Genomic DNA, 16,245 nt, shown 5'->3' with positions numbered 1-16,245 from the left:
CCCCCTGACGCATCCGTATCCTAGTTGATTCTGTTTATTTATCCCAAATCAGCACTTGTATTTTTGTTGGATTGTAAGCATTGCAAGGATTGTTTAATTGCGGGCAGTTGCTGATCAGCACCAATGTCCGCCGAAGGGATAATAATTCCACATAACTTCCGGCATAAGAGATTCCATCAGCAAATTCTAAATGACCATCTTCTGTAACCGGAACATTCATGAAGAAGTTAATATTTGGAGCCAGATCCCTTTTTGTAAAACGCTCCCCATATTTCGACAACTGCAGCATAAACGTGTCGCGGCAATTGTGCATATGCAATTTATCATGTGCATATCGGACGGTATTGCTTTGTGCTGAGCAAGCACCGCCTAATGTATCGTGCCGCCCGCATGTATCCGCTACAATCTTCAGCAATTCATTTCCTGATTCAGAACGAAGCACCGAACCTGTTGTTAAGTAAATATTTTTCTGTCCTGTAATGGTGGCTGTTACACTGTAATGATCCTCCGGATTATCTGCATCGTAAAACAATGTATCTACTGCTTGGTTTCCTTCCAAGTCGACAATTCTTAGAACTTGCCCTGGCTTTAGTTCATGCATCCAGCCTTCACCGGCAGGGATGATTTTGTTATAGATTGCATTTTCTTCTTTTCGAGGACTTTCTACTTTTTTAATATTTTCCATGTTCCTTTCCTCCCCATATCGTATTTTTAAATCGGTATTTTCTATAATGTTGATCTTTAAAGGCATCAGCCTGGGTACTCAAACAATTTCCTGCCCAATGCTACAAAAGCGCATAATATTCCCAAGTATTTTCAAATGCCCGGCGGTTTTCAGGACGATAATTTACACAATAATCGTTCAAATCGACAGGCTCTGCCGGAAGCATTTCCATTGCCACCGGAACGGACGGATAGTTGGTTCTTGGATCAAGCGGATTTGGTGTATTAGATACAATCAGCAAAATATCCATTTCTGTTCTTAATGTTACTGTGTCATTTTTTTTGCAATGATCCAAACAATAGGTAAGGTTGCCTTTGTCGTCGGTTTTCACTTTTGAAAACAGATTGACGACAGGAGCCATGTCGCGCAGGCTGAGCCCGTTTCTTACAAGTTCCATGGCAAAGTTCTCTTCTCCGCTTCTGAGCCAGTCATTTCTTAATTCTTGATAGCTTGTTTTTCCATATTTCTCATCTGTTCCTTCCCTTGTGGTATAGCCTGAAACAGTGTCGTGCCAGCCAAGGCTGTCGCTAGTGATGCTGGCCAATACTCGGCCGTTATCGCTCATCAATACGTTTCCCTTTGTCAAGTGAAATGTGTGCTGGGCTTTTAATGTATCTGGCATGTTATAACGCTCTGAAAGATCATGTGCATGATACATCATAAGTGAAAGATTGGCTCCAGCCTCCAAGGCTGTAAAACGAATAAGCTTTCCTTTTCCAATTTTTCCTGACCATTTTCCTCCAGGTACGATCGTTTTGCTGAAAATTTTAGTCATCCAAAATACCTCCCTTGAGACTTTTCTTAATGATCGTTGTAAAAAAATAAAAGCCTGGGGAAATCTCCCAGGCTTTTATCCTTCCGTGTTTATAGAAAGGCATCTTTTGATGCTTTCTATACGCTCTCTCTCGGACCAGACCTGCTGCAAACTTAAGCAGCAGCGGAACCCTAGACAGCTTTTTTGTTCCTATCGATCAGGAACCTTTATGAAATTTTTATTTAAGATTAATATAGAAAGGAGTGCAGCATTGTTCAATGATTTTGTTAGATAATATAACATGAAACTTACAATGAATGCTGGAAATAGATAAAAACAATGTTAAACATTAAATTCCCCGATCATGTTTCTCAGTTTTTTTGCTACATTTGAGAGATTTTCTGCCGTTGCTGTAAATTCTTCAATTGCAGCCAGTTGTTCTTCCGTTGAGGCTGCCACATTTTGTGAATGAGCTGATGATTTTTTGGCGATGTCAGCCAATTGTCCGATAGAAACAGCAACTTGATCAGCTCCTGTTGACATTTGCTGGACAGATGAGGAAACCTCTTGTATTTGACATGTTACTTTCTCAACTGATGTTAAAATTTTATGGAAAGCGCGCCCAGCATCATCAACAACCCTTTTACCCTCTTTTAGATCGCTCCTTCCTTTATCGATATTCTCCACGGCGGCAGCAGCAATGGAGAGGACATGCTGTATCATTTCATTTATTTGAATCGCAGATTGTTTTGACTCTTCCGCCAAGTTTCGAACTTCCGTTGCTACAACAGCAAAACCCTTGCCTTGTTCCCCTGCACGCGCCGCCTCAATTGCAGCATTTAGAGCCAATAAATTCGTCTGCTCCGCTATATTTGCCATGACATCTGATATTTTTTTTATCTCGTCGGTAAGCTTGCCAAGTTCCTCAATCTTAATAAACGCTTCATCAACGGATTTTTGTAAAAATTCCATCTGCTTGACTGCTTTGACAATTGATTTGTTTCCTTCTTCTGCGATTTTCGATGTGGTCAAGGCCGATTCTGCTGCGAAAGAAGATGACGATGCAATTTTTTGAACTTCATTGGCAATATTATTCACCGCATGTGAGCTTTCATCCGCCATGTCCCCTTGATCACCGGCTCCGGAAGCAATGTCTTGAACTGCCATCGTGATCTGTTCTGTACTTTCCGCAAAGTTTTTAGTACCTTCAGAAAGCTCGAGTGCTGAAGCGGAAACTTCATCTGTCGTTTCCTTTATTTTTAGCATCATTTTTTGCAAGTTCTCCAGCATTCTATTAAATGCCGCCGCCAGCTTTCCAATTTCATCTTTATTCGTGATATGGATTCTAGCTGTTAAATCTCCTTTATTTCGCGCCAATTCCTCTAATTTATTTGCAATTTTCCACAATGGCCGGGTGGTTCTTTTAGAAATAAATATTGCAATTAAAATACCTGCAAACAGTGCTGTGATAAATACCGCTGCACCCGCCATGATTTTTTTTCTTATTAATTTTTCATCTTCCGCAATTTTCTTGGTTATCCGTTCTGTCTCAATTTGTTTGAATTCTTCCAGTTTGGAACTAAAAATAGCTCGAATATCCGCATATTCACCATGAAAAATAGCAAGCGTTTTTTGGCGGTCTTCCCCGGCCAATTCCATCATCTGCGTTTCTAATTCAACTAATTTTTGATTATTTATATTTAGATCGTGGAAAATTTTTTTCGTCCTGGAATCATCCAGCATCGGAGTCACTTCTTTAATATGTTGATCAATTTGCTTTGCAAACTGATTGTACTTTTCCCTTTCGGCCGTATTATCCGGTTCGATAATCACCCCTCTGACCGCATCTGTTAACGCAAGGTCTTCAAATTGAATCTGGTGGGCAAGCTGCAATTTTTTCATATCGGTATTTGCTAAATTAAAATAGGATTTGGAAACGTCCTGCAAAGTAGAGTAAACAATAAGAAAGGCGAGCAGGACAATTAGCAAAACGGTTCCAAAGCTAAGGAGCAGTTTGTTTCGTATCTTCATCATCAACAGCCCTTCCGATCCTTCTGTATTTTTTTTACTAATGCTTTAATAAAGAAATGATATGTTTTTTTACATTCATAAATTTCTCTACATCCACAAGCTCCCCATCTTGAAATAATTGCAAACCCGCATCAATCTCTTCGAGAATTCTCCCCGGTCTTGCTTCCATGACATATATTCGCTGGGATAAGAATAAGGCTTCATCGATGTCGTGCGTTATAAACACAATGGTTGTTTTTTCCTTCTTCCAAATATCCAACAATAATTGCTGCATGGATTGCTTTGTTTGTGCATCAAGCGCTCCAAAAGGTTCATCCATTAATAACACTTCCGGATTATTGGCCAACGATCTTGCAATAGCCACACGTTGTTTCATGCCGCCGGACAATTCTTTGCCGTAGGAATCCGCAAATCTTTCCAGTCCTACCAGCTCTAAATATCGATCGGAAATTTCTTTACGCTCTTTTTGTTTCATTCCTTTTAGCTTGAGGCCAAACTCTATGTTTTCTCTTACTGTCAACCAAGGAAACAACGTATAAGACTGAAAGACCATACCTCGTTTCGCACTTGGTCCTTTCACTTCTTCACCGGATACTTGCACACTGCCTGATGTCGGCTCCTCCAAACCTGCCAAAATTCTCAAAATGGTCGACTTACCGCATCCCGACGGTCCAAGAATGGAAACAAATTCTTCATTTTTTACGTACAAAGAAACATTCTCCAGCGCTTGAAAGGAGCCATTATTCGTTTTATACACTTTCGACAAATTTTGAATGTTTATTTCAATCTTCTCTTGACGAAGATTTTTTTCAGCTTTGATAGCATTCAACATTTAATTTCCTCCTTCCGCCCATGGAAATAATTTTTTATTAATGTAGGCAAAGCATCTGTCAATAATAAGTCCCAACAGCCCGATAACAATGATTCCGACAAAGATGGACTCGGTATCCATGAAACGCTGCGCTTTCATAATCGAATATCCAAGACCGTTGTTTGCCGCCACCAGCTCTGCTACAACTAAATACGTCCAAGCCCATCCCATAATCAGCCGCATAGTTGTCATTAATTTCGGAAGCATTGCAGGGATGATAACCTTTGAGATGACTTGCCAGCGGTTTGCTCCAAGAGTATAGGAGGCATAAAGTAGGTCTTTATGAATCCGGTTTGTGTCATCTGCCACCATTAAAACGAGCTGAAAAAAGCTTCCGATAAAAATCACTAAAATTTTTGCTGTTTCCCCAATTCCTGCCCAAACCATAATAAGTGGAATAAAAGCGGCTGCCGGCATATACCTGATAAACTCAGAGACGGGCAAAATAACCGATTCTGCAAGCTTAAAAGTGCCAGCCAATATTCCGAGCGGAATCCCTAACAGACATGCCAGTAAAAACCCCATAAAAACTCTGTAGACGCTAATCCCGATTTCTCCCCAATACTCCGGACTTGAAAGGGCAGCAAAGAAAGAGCCCACAACAGCTGCGGGAGTCGGAAGAAATACTTCATCCACAAGTTTTAAATTGCTCAGCAAAATCCAAATGAGCAATAACAAGATAAAAGCAGCTGATACCCCAGTAAAATACCATTTTTTCGGAATATCCTCGCGTATTTTGAATAATGTCCATTGATGCCTTTTTCCTTTTTGAAGCTCCATCCATTAATCCTCCTTACTTTGCCCGTTCAATTTCCGCTTTTATAAATGAGGTGTCAACGAAGCTGCTAAAATCAGGAATGTCTTTAATAAACCCTAACTCTTTTAAAAATTCAGCATTTTTTTCAGCTGTGTAATAAAAAGATTGATAGTTATCTCCCTCTTTAAAAGCGTTCAAGCTTTCTTCAGGAGAAAACAGCTTGAATCCTTTCATTCCTACATCCAGCTCTTCTTTTGAAATTCCCGCCTCGTCCGCTATTAGTTGAATCGATTGATCGTAATTTTGCGAAAGATAGTCAACCGCATCAAACCATGCTGCTACGATTTTTTGCACGTCCTCTTTCCTCTCTTTCGCAACATCTCCCCTTACAACGAATAAGTCGGAAATCAAGCCCGGAAAATCAGCGGATGTCACCAACTTATGTCCTTTTCCCTTATTCACTGCCATGCTTAAAAAAGGCTCCCACAAACCGGCTGCATCCAATTTTCCAGCTATAAATGAATTTCCCGCATCTTGAACAGATAAGTTTGTAAATTTCACATCGGACTCCTTTAATCCCGCTTCATGCAATGCCGTGAGCAGAAAAAAGTGTTCAATCGTACCTATTTCCGTACCAACTTTCTTCCCTTTTAAGTCTTTAACCGAGCGAATATCATTTGAAGCAACAAGCCCATCGCCGCCAAGTGAATTGTCTGTAATAAATACCGCTTTTAAATCAATTCCTTTTTCTAAAGGGGAGATCGAATCAAGCAAAGCTTGGCTGTTTCCATCAATTTCTCCCGTATTTAATGCAGAAAGGGAATCAGCATATACTGGAAACCAAACCAATTCGACATCCACTCCATGTTTTTCGAAAAAACCCTTTTTTTCTACGAGATGCCATAAATACCAGCTCGGCAAGGCGCTGAAACCAATCTTAATCGGTTCTTTCTTGCTTTTATTGCCGAAAGAAGTTTCATTTGCAGATTTACTTCCGCAAGCAGCCAACAACAAGCAAAAAATGATAGAAAGAACAAGTAGTGGAAGCTTCTTTTTCTTCATGTCTTTCACCTCGGCTTTATATTTTTCATCTCTTTTTGAATTTAGGTATTTCAAAATAGTACTTAAAGAAATTCTGTTATATCCCCCTCCCCAGATTTTTAAATTTTCAGCTTTAAAAAAATAAAAGCCAGAGAGAATAGATCTCCCAGGCTTTTATCCTTCCGTGTATATAGAAGTTGCAATCAAACGCAGCTTCTATACGCTCTCTCTCGGACCAGACTTACCGGCGGTGATACAGCCTGCCAGCAACGGAACCCTAGACAGCTTTGATTTCCCACTTATTTCGGGGAACGATATTCACTTTTCATCATTCCAAGATACGCTGGCAAATGTCAGCTTTTCACCTTCTTTTTCCGGTTGACAGAGAATGAGAGATCACTACAAACTCTTTAGGGGGATTTTTTATTTATTAAGAATTATAGTTTATATGACTATATCTGCAATAAATATGTAATATTTTCTAACATAATTTCTCGAAATATTCGCATATTACGGAAACTATTATTACATAAAAGAATTGTATTTTTTTCAAAAAAACAGCATGAAAAGCTGCAAAACGTTCAAAATCTTCTTAAAAAAAGCATCTGCCCTTAATCAGGCAGATGCTTTTTTCTTGTGCAAAATCATTCCGAGTCATTTATAAGCGTCAATAAAGGTTCGCCAATTTTGATTTGTTTTTCTTTCGTTTCATTTATTTCTTTGTAGTGACTAGTGTTGGTTATAACAACCGGTGTCGCCAAATCAAAGCCCTCCGACTGAATTCCATTTATGTCAAATTCAATGAGCAGCTGTCCTTTCTCTACACGGGCACCTTGAGTTGTATGAGCAGTGAAAAATTTACCTTCCAATTGAACGGTATTCATGCCAATATGAATCAAAATTTCCGCACCTTGATCAGATGTTATGCCAATTGCATGTTTCGTAGGAAAAAGAGTCGTTACTGTGCCGGATACAGGCGCTACTAATTTTCCTTCCGAAGGCTCAATGGCTACGCCCGCGCCGAGGGCCCCGGATGAAAATGCTGCATCCTTGATGTCTGATAACGGCTTTACTTCGCCGTTAAACGGGCTGAAAATAATTTCTTTTTTACCTAATAATTCTTCTTCCGCTTCAGCCTCAGCTGTTGCTTGTTGGGATTGCCGATCTGCTTCTGCTGTCGATTTTTGACTGAATCCAAAAAGGAAAGTAAGGATAAAACCAAGGATAAAGGCAACGGTAATGGCAATTAAAGTGCCCCACAAACCAAACGTAATGCCTTCAGTCGGACTGATAAAGGATGGAATACCAAAAATTCCGAGACCTCCCAGCATATACATTTTTGAATCAAATACTCCTATGAGTCCTCCGCCAATTGCCGCAGCAATACAGCTGATAATAAACGGTTTTTTGAGCGGAAGCGTAACACCATAAATCGCCGGTTCTGTAACCCCGAAAACTCCGGAAATAAATGCAGGAACACTAAGCGTTCTCAATTTTTGCTGTTTCGTTTTCACCATGACGGCAAGTACAGCACCTATTTGCGCAAAGGATGCAGCGAATGTCAGTGCTAAAATGGGATCCGCTCCAAGTGTGCTCATATTGTTGATGGCAATCGGCACTATCCCCCAATGAAGACCGAAAATCACAAATACTTGCCAGAACCCGCCAATAAATAAACCTGCAATCATTGGCGATAAATCATAGATGGCAACTGTTAGTTGACCTAGAAGATTTCCTGCCCAAGTTGCAATTGGTCCAATCAATAAAAATGTTAAAGGAACTATGATAATCAGTGTAAAAAAAGGAACTAAAAATGTTTTCACGACATCAGGAATAACTTTCTTAAACCAATTTTCCACCTTTGCACTAAAATAAGCAGCCAAAATAATCGGAATAACGGAAGATGAATACGTCATTAAAATGACCGGAATGCCAAGAAATGTAATATAAATAGGCGACTCAAACATCGTGCCTGAAAACAAAGTGTAAAGCGCTTTTCCGCTAGTAAGATTAGATAATGCCGGATAAACCAATGACGCCCCGATCGCCATACCGATGAATGTGTTGCCGCCGAATTTTTTGCTGGCCGTATAACCAAGAAAGATCGGGAAGAAGTAAAATAACGAATCACCAATTGCATATAAAATTTGATAAGTTCCTGATTTATCTGTTATCCAGCCTAGTGATGCGAAAAGAGCGGCAAACCCTTTAATCATTCCTGTTGCAGCTAGAACGCCGAGAGTTGGTGCAAAAATTCCCGAAATAATGTCAATAAAGCGGTTGAATAAATTTTTATCCTTTTTTCCCGCTTCCGTATCGACAGGCTTTGCAGCTTCAAACCCGCCAATAGCAACGACCGCCTTATACACATCAGGCACATGATTGCCGATGACAACTTGATATTGTCCGCCGCTTTTCATAACGGTGACGACTCCGTCCATGTTTTTTAACACTTCTGTGTTCGCTTTCCCTTCGTCCTTTAATTGAAAGCGCAATCTTGTAATACAGTGAACAACACTTATAACGTTTTCTTTACCGCCGACATTTTCGATAATGTCTTTAGCCAATTGCTCATATTTCATGATTGACCCTCCCAAAAATATATTTGATATCAGTAGCGTTGCATAAAAAAATTTAATGTTTGTCAAGCTCAATAAAAATTCCAGTTATTTCATGTAACTGAATATTCAGACATACAATCTTTCTAAGCAAGCTTAAAAGGACAATGACGTCTTAATCGGCAGTCCATTTCCACAATTTGGTAATATATTACAGAAACATTGGATCATAAACTAAATCGTCTAGGTGTTCCACCTCCCCTTCTTCAAATTGGTACACGATGGTTTCAAAATCTTTTTCCCAATGGTATTTTTTCCGACCGTTGGACGTTCGAATTGGCTTTTTAAAAAGGGAGCGAACAAAACAGTCAAAACCTTTAAAAAGCAGATTCTGTAAAGTTCGCTTGATCTCTAATAAAGGACCATCGTGATTCACTTTTAATTGGAGCATGGCCTGTAAGCAATAGGTGATTAGGGCGATCCAAATTTGATTGTAAACGGCATTTTGACTTTTTCCATAAAATCTTTTTATCTTAAGGTGCTGTTTCATCCATTTAAAGAAGGTCTCTATCTTCCAGCGATATCGGTATAAATCTGCAATCTCTTCCGCAGAAAGATCAAAGCAATTGGTTATGATGATCACGGGATTCCCTTCGCTGTCGACCGTTTCGATCAATCGGAGAGGATGAGTCATTTTGGTATGATTACGGTCATTTCCTAAAATGACAATCTGATCCCTATAAATCAAACGTTCTGGATTGGGAATCCGTTCCGATAAAACTTCAATCTCTGCGTTCTTTTTAAGCCGGGTAATGAATCGCACCCCTTCTCGGCATAAGCGGTCGAACTGTTTGTAATCGACATACCCTCGATCAAACAAGTAAATCGCATTTGGATCGATTTCAATGAGTTCGTCCATCTGTGTGCGATCGGCATGTTTCGCGGGTAAGATAATCCCTTGATCCGGAACAGTGATATCCTTCGTTACAACAACCTTTAAATGGAGTCGAACACCAGCCTTTGTCTTACGAAAAGTTGCCCATGGATATTGGCTCAAACTCATGCTCATCGTGGTAGAATCAATGACCAGAAGACGACCAATGTTTCGGATGATCGGGGCATTTTTCATTTGCCCTTGGATCTTTAAGACCAGATATTTAAATACTTTTTCAAACAGTTGAGGGGATAATTGGCCTAATTTGCGAGAAAGTTGCGAAGTACTAATTGCATCAAATTCCAGATATGTCTGCAACTCTTCCTTGTCTTTCAAATGTTTGGCCAATTTTGTTAAGCTTTCCAATTCATTTATCTGAGCGATGATACAAAGTTGTAAAAACTTATACACCGTTAATTTTTTAATGTATTTGTCAACGTCAATCACATTAATTAGTTTTGAAAAAGTTATTGGATCGATCTCTTTAAATAGTTCATTTATTGTGGATTCTGTGGTATTCTTATCCATAATGGTTTCTCCTTATTCTTAGGATTTGGATAGGACTGCCAATCCTAATTATAAGGAGTTTTTTTATATCCAAAAAGATGAAATTTAACATAAAATTGGGCTTGACAAATTAAAATTAACTTAATGCAATGCTACTGATTTGATATATAAAAAACCTGAACCAATTTGAACGCGCACGAATAAACGCACTGTGTTGTTCAAATCAGTTCAGGTTATGCCCGGATGGTAACATTCCTTCCTGATTTTACAGTTTCGCAAAAACCGTTTCGTTATTGAATTTTACCTTTATTACTCTAAATTTGCGCCATTCGATGAGATGACTTGCTTATACCAATAAAAGCTTTGTTTTCGAATTCGGCGCAAATCTTTTAAATCAAATTCATCACGGTTAACGTAAATAAAACCGTAGCGTTTGCTTATACCTTGATGCGTGCTGACGAGATCAATAGCTGACCAAGGACAAAAACCGAACACTTCAACACCGTCACTAATCGCTAATTGCATTTGTTCGATATGGTTTCTTAAAAATTCAATTCGGTATGTGTCGTTTATAACATCGCCTTCTTCCAATTGATCGATGGCGCCTAATCCATTTTCAGTGACAATCAATGGCAAATGATAGCGGTCATATATTTCTCTTAATGTTGTCCGAAACCCGACTGGATCAATTTCCCAGCCAAATTCATTTTTCTTTAAATGCGGATTGGAGGCTCCTTTATAAACTCCCGGTTCCCCAACCGTAATATGCTGATCTCCTGTTTGCTTCACATCTTCTTCATTTCCTTCGCTTGCTGCTACTGTTTGCGAAGTATAATAGTTAAAAGCAATAAAATCCGGATTGGCATTTTGTAAAATTTCCATATCGCCTTCAAGAATTGTTGGAGTATATCCCTTTTCCTCCAAGTAAGCCCAGGCAATATTGTTATAGCGCCCATATACAGCCATATCCAAATACAGCCAATTGCGGATGGCTGCGTAATTATTGGCAGCTAAAACATCTTCAGGTTTTGAGCTTGCCGGATAAATCGTCACAATATTCGGCGCCGGTCCGATTTTTGCATCAGGCAGCATTTGATGGCATAACGCCATTGCCTTCGCCTGAGCGACAAACATATGATGATTTTGTTGATACAATTCTTTTTTTGGATTTTTTAAGTTCGGATCAACGGTCCCGATCGCTTCGCCATGAAGGATCATCATATTTTGTTCATTAATCGTCAGCCAATATTTTACCCGATCGCCAAAATGCTCGAATAATGTTTTGCAATAATTTTCATATGCATCAATCGTTGCACGATTGGACCAGCCGCCTTTTTCCTGTAATGCATAAGGCAAATCAAAATGATAAATCGTCACAATCGGTTCAATTCCATGCTTTCTGATTTCATTGATAAGTTGATCGTAGAACTCTATCCCTTTTCGATTTACCTCTCCGTCGCCATTAGGATAAATGCGTGTCCAGGCAATGGAAAAACGATATGCTTTAAAGCCCATTTCAGCAAACAGAGCAATATCTTCTTTGTAACGGTGGTAATGACCGCTGGCTACTTTAAAATCAGTTGTGCCTTCGGGGTATTTGGCCATATCGATAACGGAAGGTCCCTTTCCGTCTTCATTCCATGCGCCTTCCACTTGATAGGCTGATGTGGAACCTCCCCAAAAAAAATCGTTTGGAAAAGGCTTGCGCCGCTCGTGTTTCATGCTTACTACCTCCCATTTCATTTTTAAACAGAGTGATTTCGACATCGCAATCGTTTTTACAATTCTTCTCCATTCGTTTCGATTACTTTTTTATACCAATAGAAGCTGTCCTTCCGGAGGCGTTTCAATGTTCCGTTGCCGAAGTCATCTTGATCGACATAAATAAAACCATACCGTTTGCTCATTTCTGAGGTAGATGCGCTTACTAAGTCAATAGGCCCCCAAGTTGTATACCCCATTAATTCAACACCGTCGCCAATCGCTTCTTTCATTTGCTCAATATGTTTGCGCAAATAGTCGATTCGGTAATCGTCATGGATGCTGCCGTCTTCCTCAACCTTGTCGTAGGCCCCTAATCCGTTTTCCACTATAAATAAAGGAACTTGATAGCGGTCATACAATTTATTTAACGTAATCCGCAAGCCGACCGGATCAATTTGCCAACCCCAATCAGATGATTCAAGATAAGGGTTTTTCACACCGCCGATTAAATTGCCTGAAACTTCTTCAGCATCATCCTTCGTGCTGGCTACAAGTGTCATATAGTAGCTGAACGAAAGGAAATCCACTGTATATTGTTTTAAAATGGCATCATCGCCTGGAAGTTTTTCAATGTGAATATTATTTTCTGCAAAATAGCGTTTCATATAACTTGGGTATGCGCCGCGAACTTGAACATCTGTGAAAAATAAGTTCAGCTGATCTTCTTTTAATGCTTTAAGTACATCGTCCGGGTTGCATGTTTCCGGATATACTTCCAATCTAGCCAGCATACAGCCGATTTTTGCATCCGGAATGATTTCGTGGCATGCTTTAACAGCTAGTGCACTTGCTACAAATTGGTGGTGTACCCCTTGGAAGGCAGCTTGTTTTACATTTTCAACCCGATCGGTTAAAATGCCGCCGCCGGTGTACGGACTGAAAGTAATCATATTGATTTCATTAAATGTCAGCCAATATTTCACCTTGTTTTTATACCGTTTAAATACGGTTTCAGCGTAGTGAACAAAGAAATCTATCACCTTGCGATTCGTCCAGCCGCCGTACTTTTGCACAAGCCCGAGCGGCATTTCGTAGTGGGAAAGTGTAACAAGCGGCTCAATATTATATTTCGCCAGTTCGTCAAACACTTTGTCATAAAAGGCTAATCCTGCTTCATTTGGTTCGGTCTCATCCCCATTCGGGAAGATACGCGGCCAAGAAATGGATAAACGGAATACTTTAAACCCCATTTCTGCAAATAAGGCGATGTCTTCCTTATAGCGATGATAAAAATCGATTCCGAAACGTTTCGGGAAAATTTTATCTGATGCTGCTCCGCTTAAGATTTCCTCGATTTCTGCACTTGTCACATCTAATGAATGTCCGTTTTTACCACGTTTTTCTTTTGGTACATAAGCCACCATATCGGCAGTAGAAAGACCTTTTCCATCTGCATCAAAAGCACCTTCTAATTGGTTGGCAGCAGTTGCGCCGCCCCAGAGAAAGTTTTCCGGGAATTTCGCTTCGAAATGGCCCATTGTTCATTCACCCTCTCGTTATTATTAAAAAAATTTCCAACTTTATCCTGTCGCAAAGCGCTTATACGATCAAGAAAATAAAAAAACCTAAATTGCCCGCCATAAAAATGACGAAACAATTTAGGTTTTGCCTGCATGACCAGTAACAATCCTAAATGAAATGGTTTCTATTCGGTTGTTATTTACAAATTAGCATACGCTTTCATTTCCTGTCAACAGTTCATTTAAAAATTTTTACGAGAAGCTGAGATTTTGTTTAATTACGATTCACGACTCGATCAATATGAATTGTCAAATATAGTTTTTCTTCCGAAGTTATTTCATGGCCATGCACCTTTTGAATATAATCTTTTATTTTTTTCGTGCAGGCATAAGCTTCCGGATGCTTATTTTTTACGATTTCATACAATTCATCATCGTCGCTCTTCAGCAGCATGTTGTTTATGAGCCGTTGCGCGAAAAATTTCAAGTGGGTAAGGAAACGGAAATAATTTAATGAATCCTCATCAAGCTCAATTTTAAAATGGTATTTTACAATATTCAGTATATCTTGAATAATCTTTGTCATATTGGCGACATCCGTCATTTCTTCATTCAGCTCAGCATTGACGAAATGCATCGCAATGAAACCGGCTTCATCTTCAGGCAGTTCAATCGCCAATTTGTCTTTAATCATTTTCAGTGCTTCCAAAGCGATTTGAAATTCATCTTTATATATCCGCTTGATTTCCCAAAGTAATGGATTCACAATCTTTATCCCTTGTTTTTGCCGTTCTATGGCGAAATTAATATGGTCTGTCAGCGATATATAAATAATATCATTCAGTTTTTTGCCAAGTTTATTTTTCGCGTATTGTATCATTTCCTCCGTTACTTTTACATATTCCATCGGAACCTCGTACAATAGCGATTTAAATTTACTGGCCATATCCTGATTTTCCAATTTAAAAATCTTTTCAATTCTGTCTTCATCAACCTCATCGCCAGGTCTTTTCTTAAAGGCAATCCCTCGTCCCATGATGACCAGCTCTTGATCATCTTGTATAACGCTGATCACGTTATTATTAATCACTTTTGCGATTTTCACGCGTACCCCCTGCCTTTAGTTTGATGCTATTATACCTATATATTGCAAAATGCACTCGATATTATTTATGAAAGAAGTCCTTAATTAAGAGAATTTACGATTTATTAGGATTTGTCAATAAAAAATTTCGATTGCAAAAACTGCTTTCCGCTTTTAAATAGACAAAAAGTTAAACATGAGTAGAGTGCAACCCGGCGATAATGGGGAGATGGATTGGCTTCTGTCCAGTACGCTTTCTATTGGTCAAAATGATAAAAAATAACGGCGAGAACACATGCCCCGCCGTTTTGTCATTTTATTTGAGCGAAATCTTTTTTCCATGTTTGATCGATTCATAGCAAGCTTCGATTACAGTCATATTTTGGATCATATTTTCGCTTGTGTAGGAAGGATTTTTTCCATGCAGCACCGCATCTGAAAAATGCTCAACTTGAAGAGCGTATTGATCCGCTACAATGCTTTCGATTCTCTGCTCATTTTCTTTTTCAACAATGATTAAGCCTTCTCCTCCTTGGCGGTCAGGTCGATAGGCTCTTGGAGCGCGAATAGAACCTTTCGTTCCGACCACTTCATAAACATTTGAAAAACTCGCGTGAAAACTGCAGTCAAAAACGGCTTTGACTCCATTGTCAAGCTCCATATATCCGACAGCCGTCGTATCAACGCGATGAACAGGATCTATTTCAGCATCTACTCTCACTTCAGCCGGTTCGGCTTGAATAATATTTCGAATCGAATGAATACAATAGCAGCCAATATCATAAATACTGCCGCCGCCCATATCAGAATTTAAACGAATATTTTGCGAGGCAGGATCCAAATAAAACGAAAAGTTGGCTCTCATTAATTTCACATCGCCAATTTCACCTGATGCGATGATGTCTCGAACTCTTTGATGCTGTGGGTGAAATTGGTACATAAACGCTTCCATAAACTTCACATTGTTTTTTTCACAAACGGCTGCCGCTTCTTTCGCCTCCTCAGCTGTCAACGTTGCCGGCTTTTCACATAATACATGTTTTCCTGCTTCAGCTGCCTTCACAATCCATTCTTTGTGCAAATGGTTAGGCAGCGGTATGTATACAACATCGATATCTGGATCCTTTAGCAAGTCTTCATAACTTTTATAGGCTTTCGGAATATTTAGTTCATCAGCCACCCCGATCACTTTATCGGATCGGCTTGCTATCGCCGCCACAACAGCATTTTTAGATCTTTGAATCGCAGGAATCAACTGCTTTTTAGCGATTTGTGCTGTGCTTATTATTCCCCAACGAGTTTTCTTCAATTTCTAAATCCCCTCCAGATCAATTTTGAAAAAACATAATCTTGTCAATTATTTTTGAAATTCTTTTGATTTTACATTAATATTTTTTGATTTTGAAAACGATTTTTTATATTTTACCACATTTTCACACATCGTCCATACAACTTTTCAGCAGCTTCCTCCACAAGAATTCAAACCGCTGCTGCCACTGTCACGGAACATTGTCCGCCTGCTAACTTTTTATGTTTGAAGATGTTTGTTTGTACTTGCAATATTTTTGCCAATGACCAATTGGAACAATCGTATAAATTGTTTTCCCTTGGTTGTGTGAACACATAAAGGAATCGGTGCTCAAATTCCTTCAGCAGCAAATACGGCAAATCACTCGGTTGCCGAGGGAATGTTGGCTTTGACATTTGCAAGTTTTTGAAAGAGGAATGTTGCTAGATTTAAATTTTTGTTTATGATTGAA

The 16,245-nt window shown here is 39.3% G+C and carries 12 protein-coding genes and 2 riboswitches; all 12 genes read right to left on the bottom strand.

Annotated features, from left to right (window positions below; genetic code table 11):
• Positions 1 to 34: 34 nt before the first annotated feature.
• Positions 35 to 685: an urea amidolyase associated protein UAAP2 gene (locus tag NSR00_RS15100; RefSeq protein ID WP_094245131.1), complete on the bottom strand. Its 651-nt coding sequence runs from the start codon at positions 683 to 685 to the stop codon at positions 35 to 37.
• A 100-nt stretch (positions 686 to 785) separates the two neighbouring features.
• Positions 786 to 1,499, bottom strand: a complete 714-nt coding sequence (locus tag NSR00_RS15095) for an urea amidolyase associated protein UAAP1 (RefSeq protein WP_063389264.1) — start codon at positions 1,497 to 1,499, stop codon at positions 786 to 788.
• Positions 1,500 to 1,561: 62 nt separating this feature from the next.
• Positions 1,562 to 1,684: riboswitch (guanidine-I (ykkC/yxkD leader) on the bottom strand.
• A gap of 136 nt (positions 1,685 to 1,820) precedes the next feature.
• Positions 1,821 to 3,512, bottom strand: a complete 1,692-nt coding sequence (locus NSR00_RS15090) for a methyl-accepting chemotaxis protein (RefSeq protein ID WP_066246816.1) — start codon at positions 3,510 to 3,512, stop codon at positions 1,821 to 1,823.
• A gap of 34 nt (positions 3,513 to 3,546) precedes the next feature.
• Positions 3,547 to 4,341 (bottom strand): ABC transporter ATP-binding protein, encoded by a 795-nt coding sequence (locus tag NSR00_RS15085; RefSeq protein ID WP_340789639.1) that lies wholly within the window; start codon positions 4,339 to 4,341, stop codon positions 3,547 to 3,549.
• Entirely contained in the window at positions 4,342 to 5,160 is an 819-nt protein-coding gene (locus NSR00_RS15080; protein ID WP_063389266.1) for an ABC transporter permease, read from the bottom strand.
• Positions 5,161 to 5,173: 13 nt separating this feature from the next.
• Positions 5,174 to 6,199 carry an ABC transporter substrate-binding protein gene (locus NSR00_RS15075; protein WP_340789635.1) on the bottom strand — a complete coding sequence of 342 codons (1,026 nt, stop codon included), beginning with the start codon at positions 6,197 to 6,199 and terminating at the stop codon, positions 5,174 to 5,176.
• Between the two features lie 140 nt (positions 6,200 to 6,339).
• A riboswitch (guanidine-I (ykkC/yxkD leader) is annotated at positions 6,340 to 6,470 on the bottom strand.
• A 352-nt stretch (positions 6,471 to 6,822) separates the two neighbouring features.
• Positions 6,823 to 8,760 (bottom strand): beta-glucoside-specific PTS transporter subunit IIABC, encoded by a 1,938-nt coding sequence (locus tag NSR00_RS15070; protein WP_340789634.1) that lies wholly within the window; start codon positions 8,758 to 8,760, stop codon positions 6,823 to 6,825.
• Between the two features lie 187 nt (positions 8,761 to 8,947).
• Positions 8,948 to 10,198 (bottom strand): IS4 family transposase, encoded by a 1,251-nt coding sequence (locus NSR00_RS15065; protein ID WP_340786714.1) that lies wholly within the window; start codon positions 10,196 to 10,198, stop codon positions 8,948 to 8,950.
• Between the two features lie 288 nt (positions 10,199 to 10,486).
• On the bottom strand, positions 10,487 to 11,899 hold the full coding sequence (locus NSR00_RS15060; RefSeq protein WP_340789633.1) for a glycoside hydrolase family 1 protein: 1,413 nt from the start codon (positions 11,897 to 11,899) through the stop codon (positions 10,487 to 10,489).
• A gap of 56 nt (positions 11,900 to 11,955) precedes the next feature.
• Positions 11,956 to 13,419: a glycoside hydrolase family 1 protein gene (locus NSR00_RS15055; protein ID WP_063389269.1), complete on the bottom strand. Its 1,464-nt coding sequence runs from the start codon at positions 13,417 to 13,419 to the stop codon at positions 11,956 to 11,958.
• A gap of 256 nt (positions 13,420 to 13,675) precedes the next feature.
• On the bottom strand, positions 13,676 to 14,506 hold the full coding sequence (gene licT, locus NSR00_RS15050) for a BglG family transcription antiterminator LicT (protein ID WP_063389270.1): 831 nt from the start codon (positions 14,504 to 14,506) through the stop codon (positions 13,676 to 13,678).
• A gap of 295 nt (positions 14,507 to 14,801) precedes the next feature.
• Complete coding sequence (locus NSR00_RS15045; RefSeq protein ID WP_340789632.1) at positions 14,802 to 15,794, bottom strand: Gfo/Idh/MocA family protein; 993 nt, start codon at positions 15,792 to 15,794, stop codon at positions 14,802 to 14,804.
• Positions 15,795 to 16,245: the final 451 nt, after the last annotated feature.

Source organism: Aeribacillus sp. FSL K6-8394 (genome assembly GCF_038008865.1).
GTDB lineage: Bacteria > Bacillota > Bacilli > Bacillales > Aeribacillaceae > Aeribacillus > Aeribacillus composti.
This window is presented reverse-complemented; position numbering and strand designations above follow the sequence as displayed.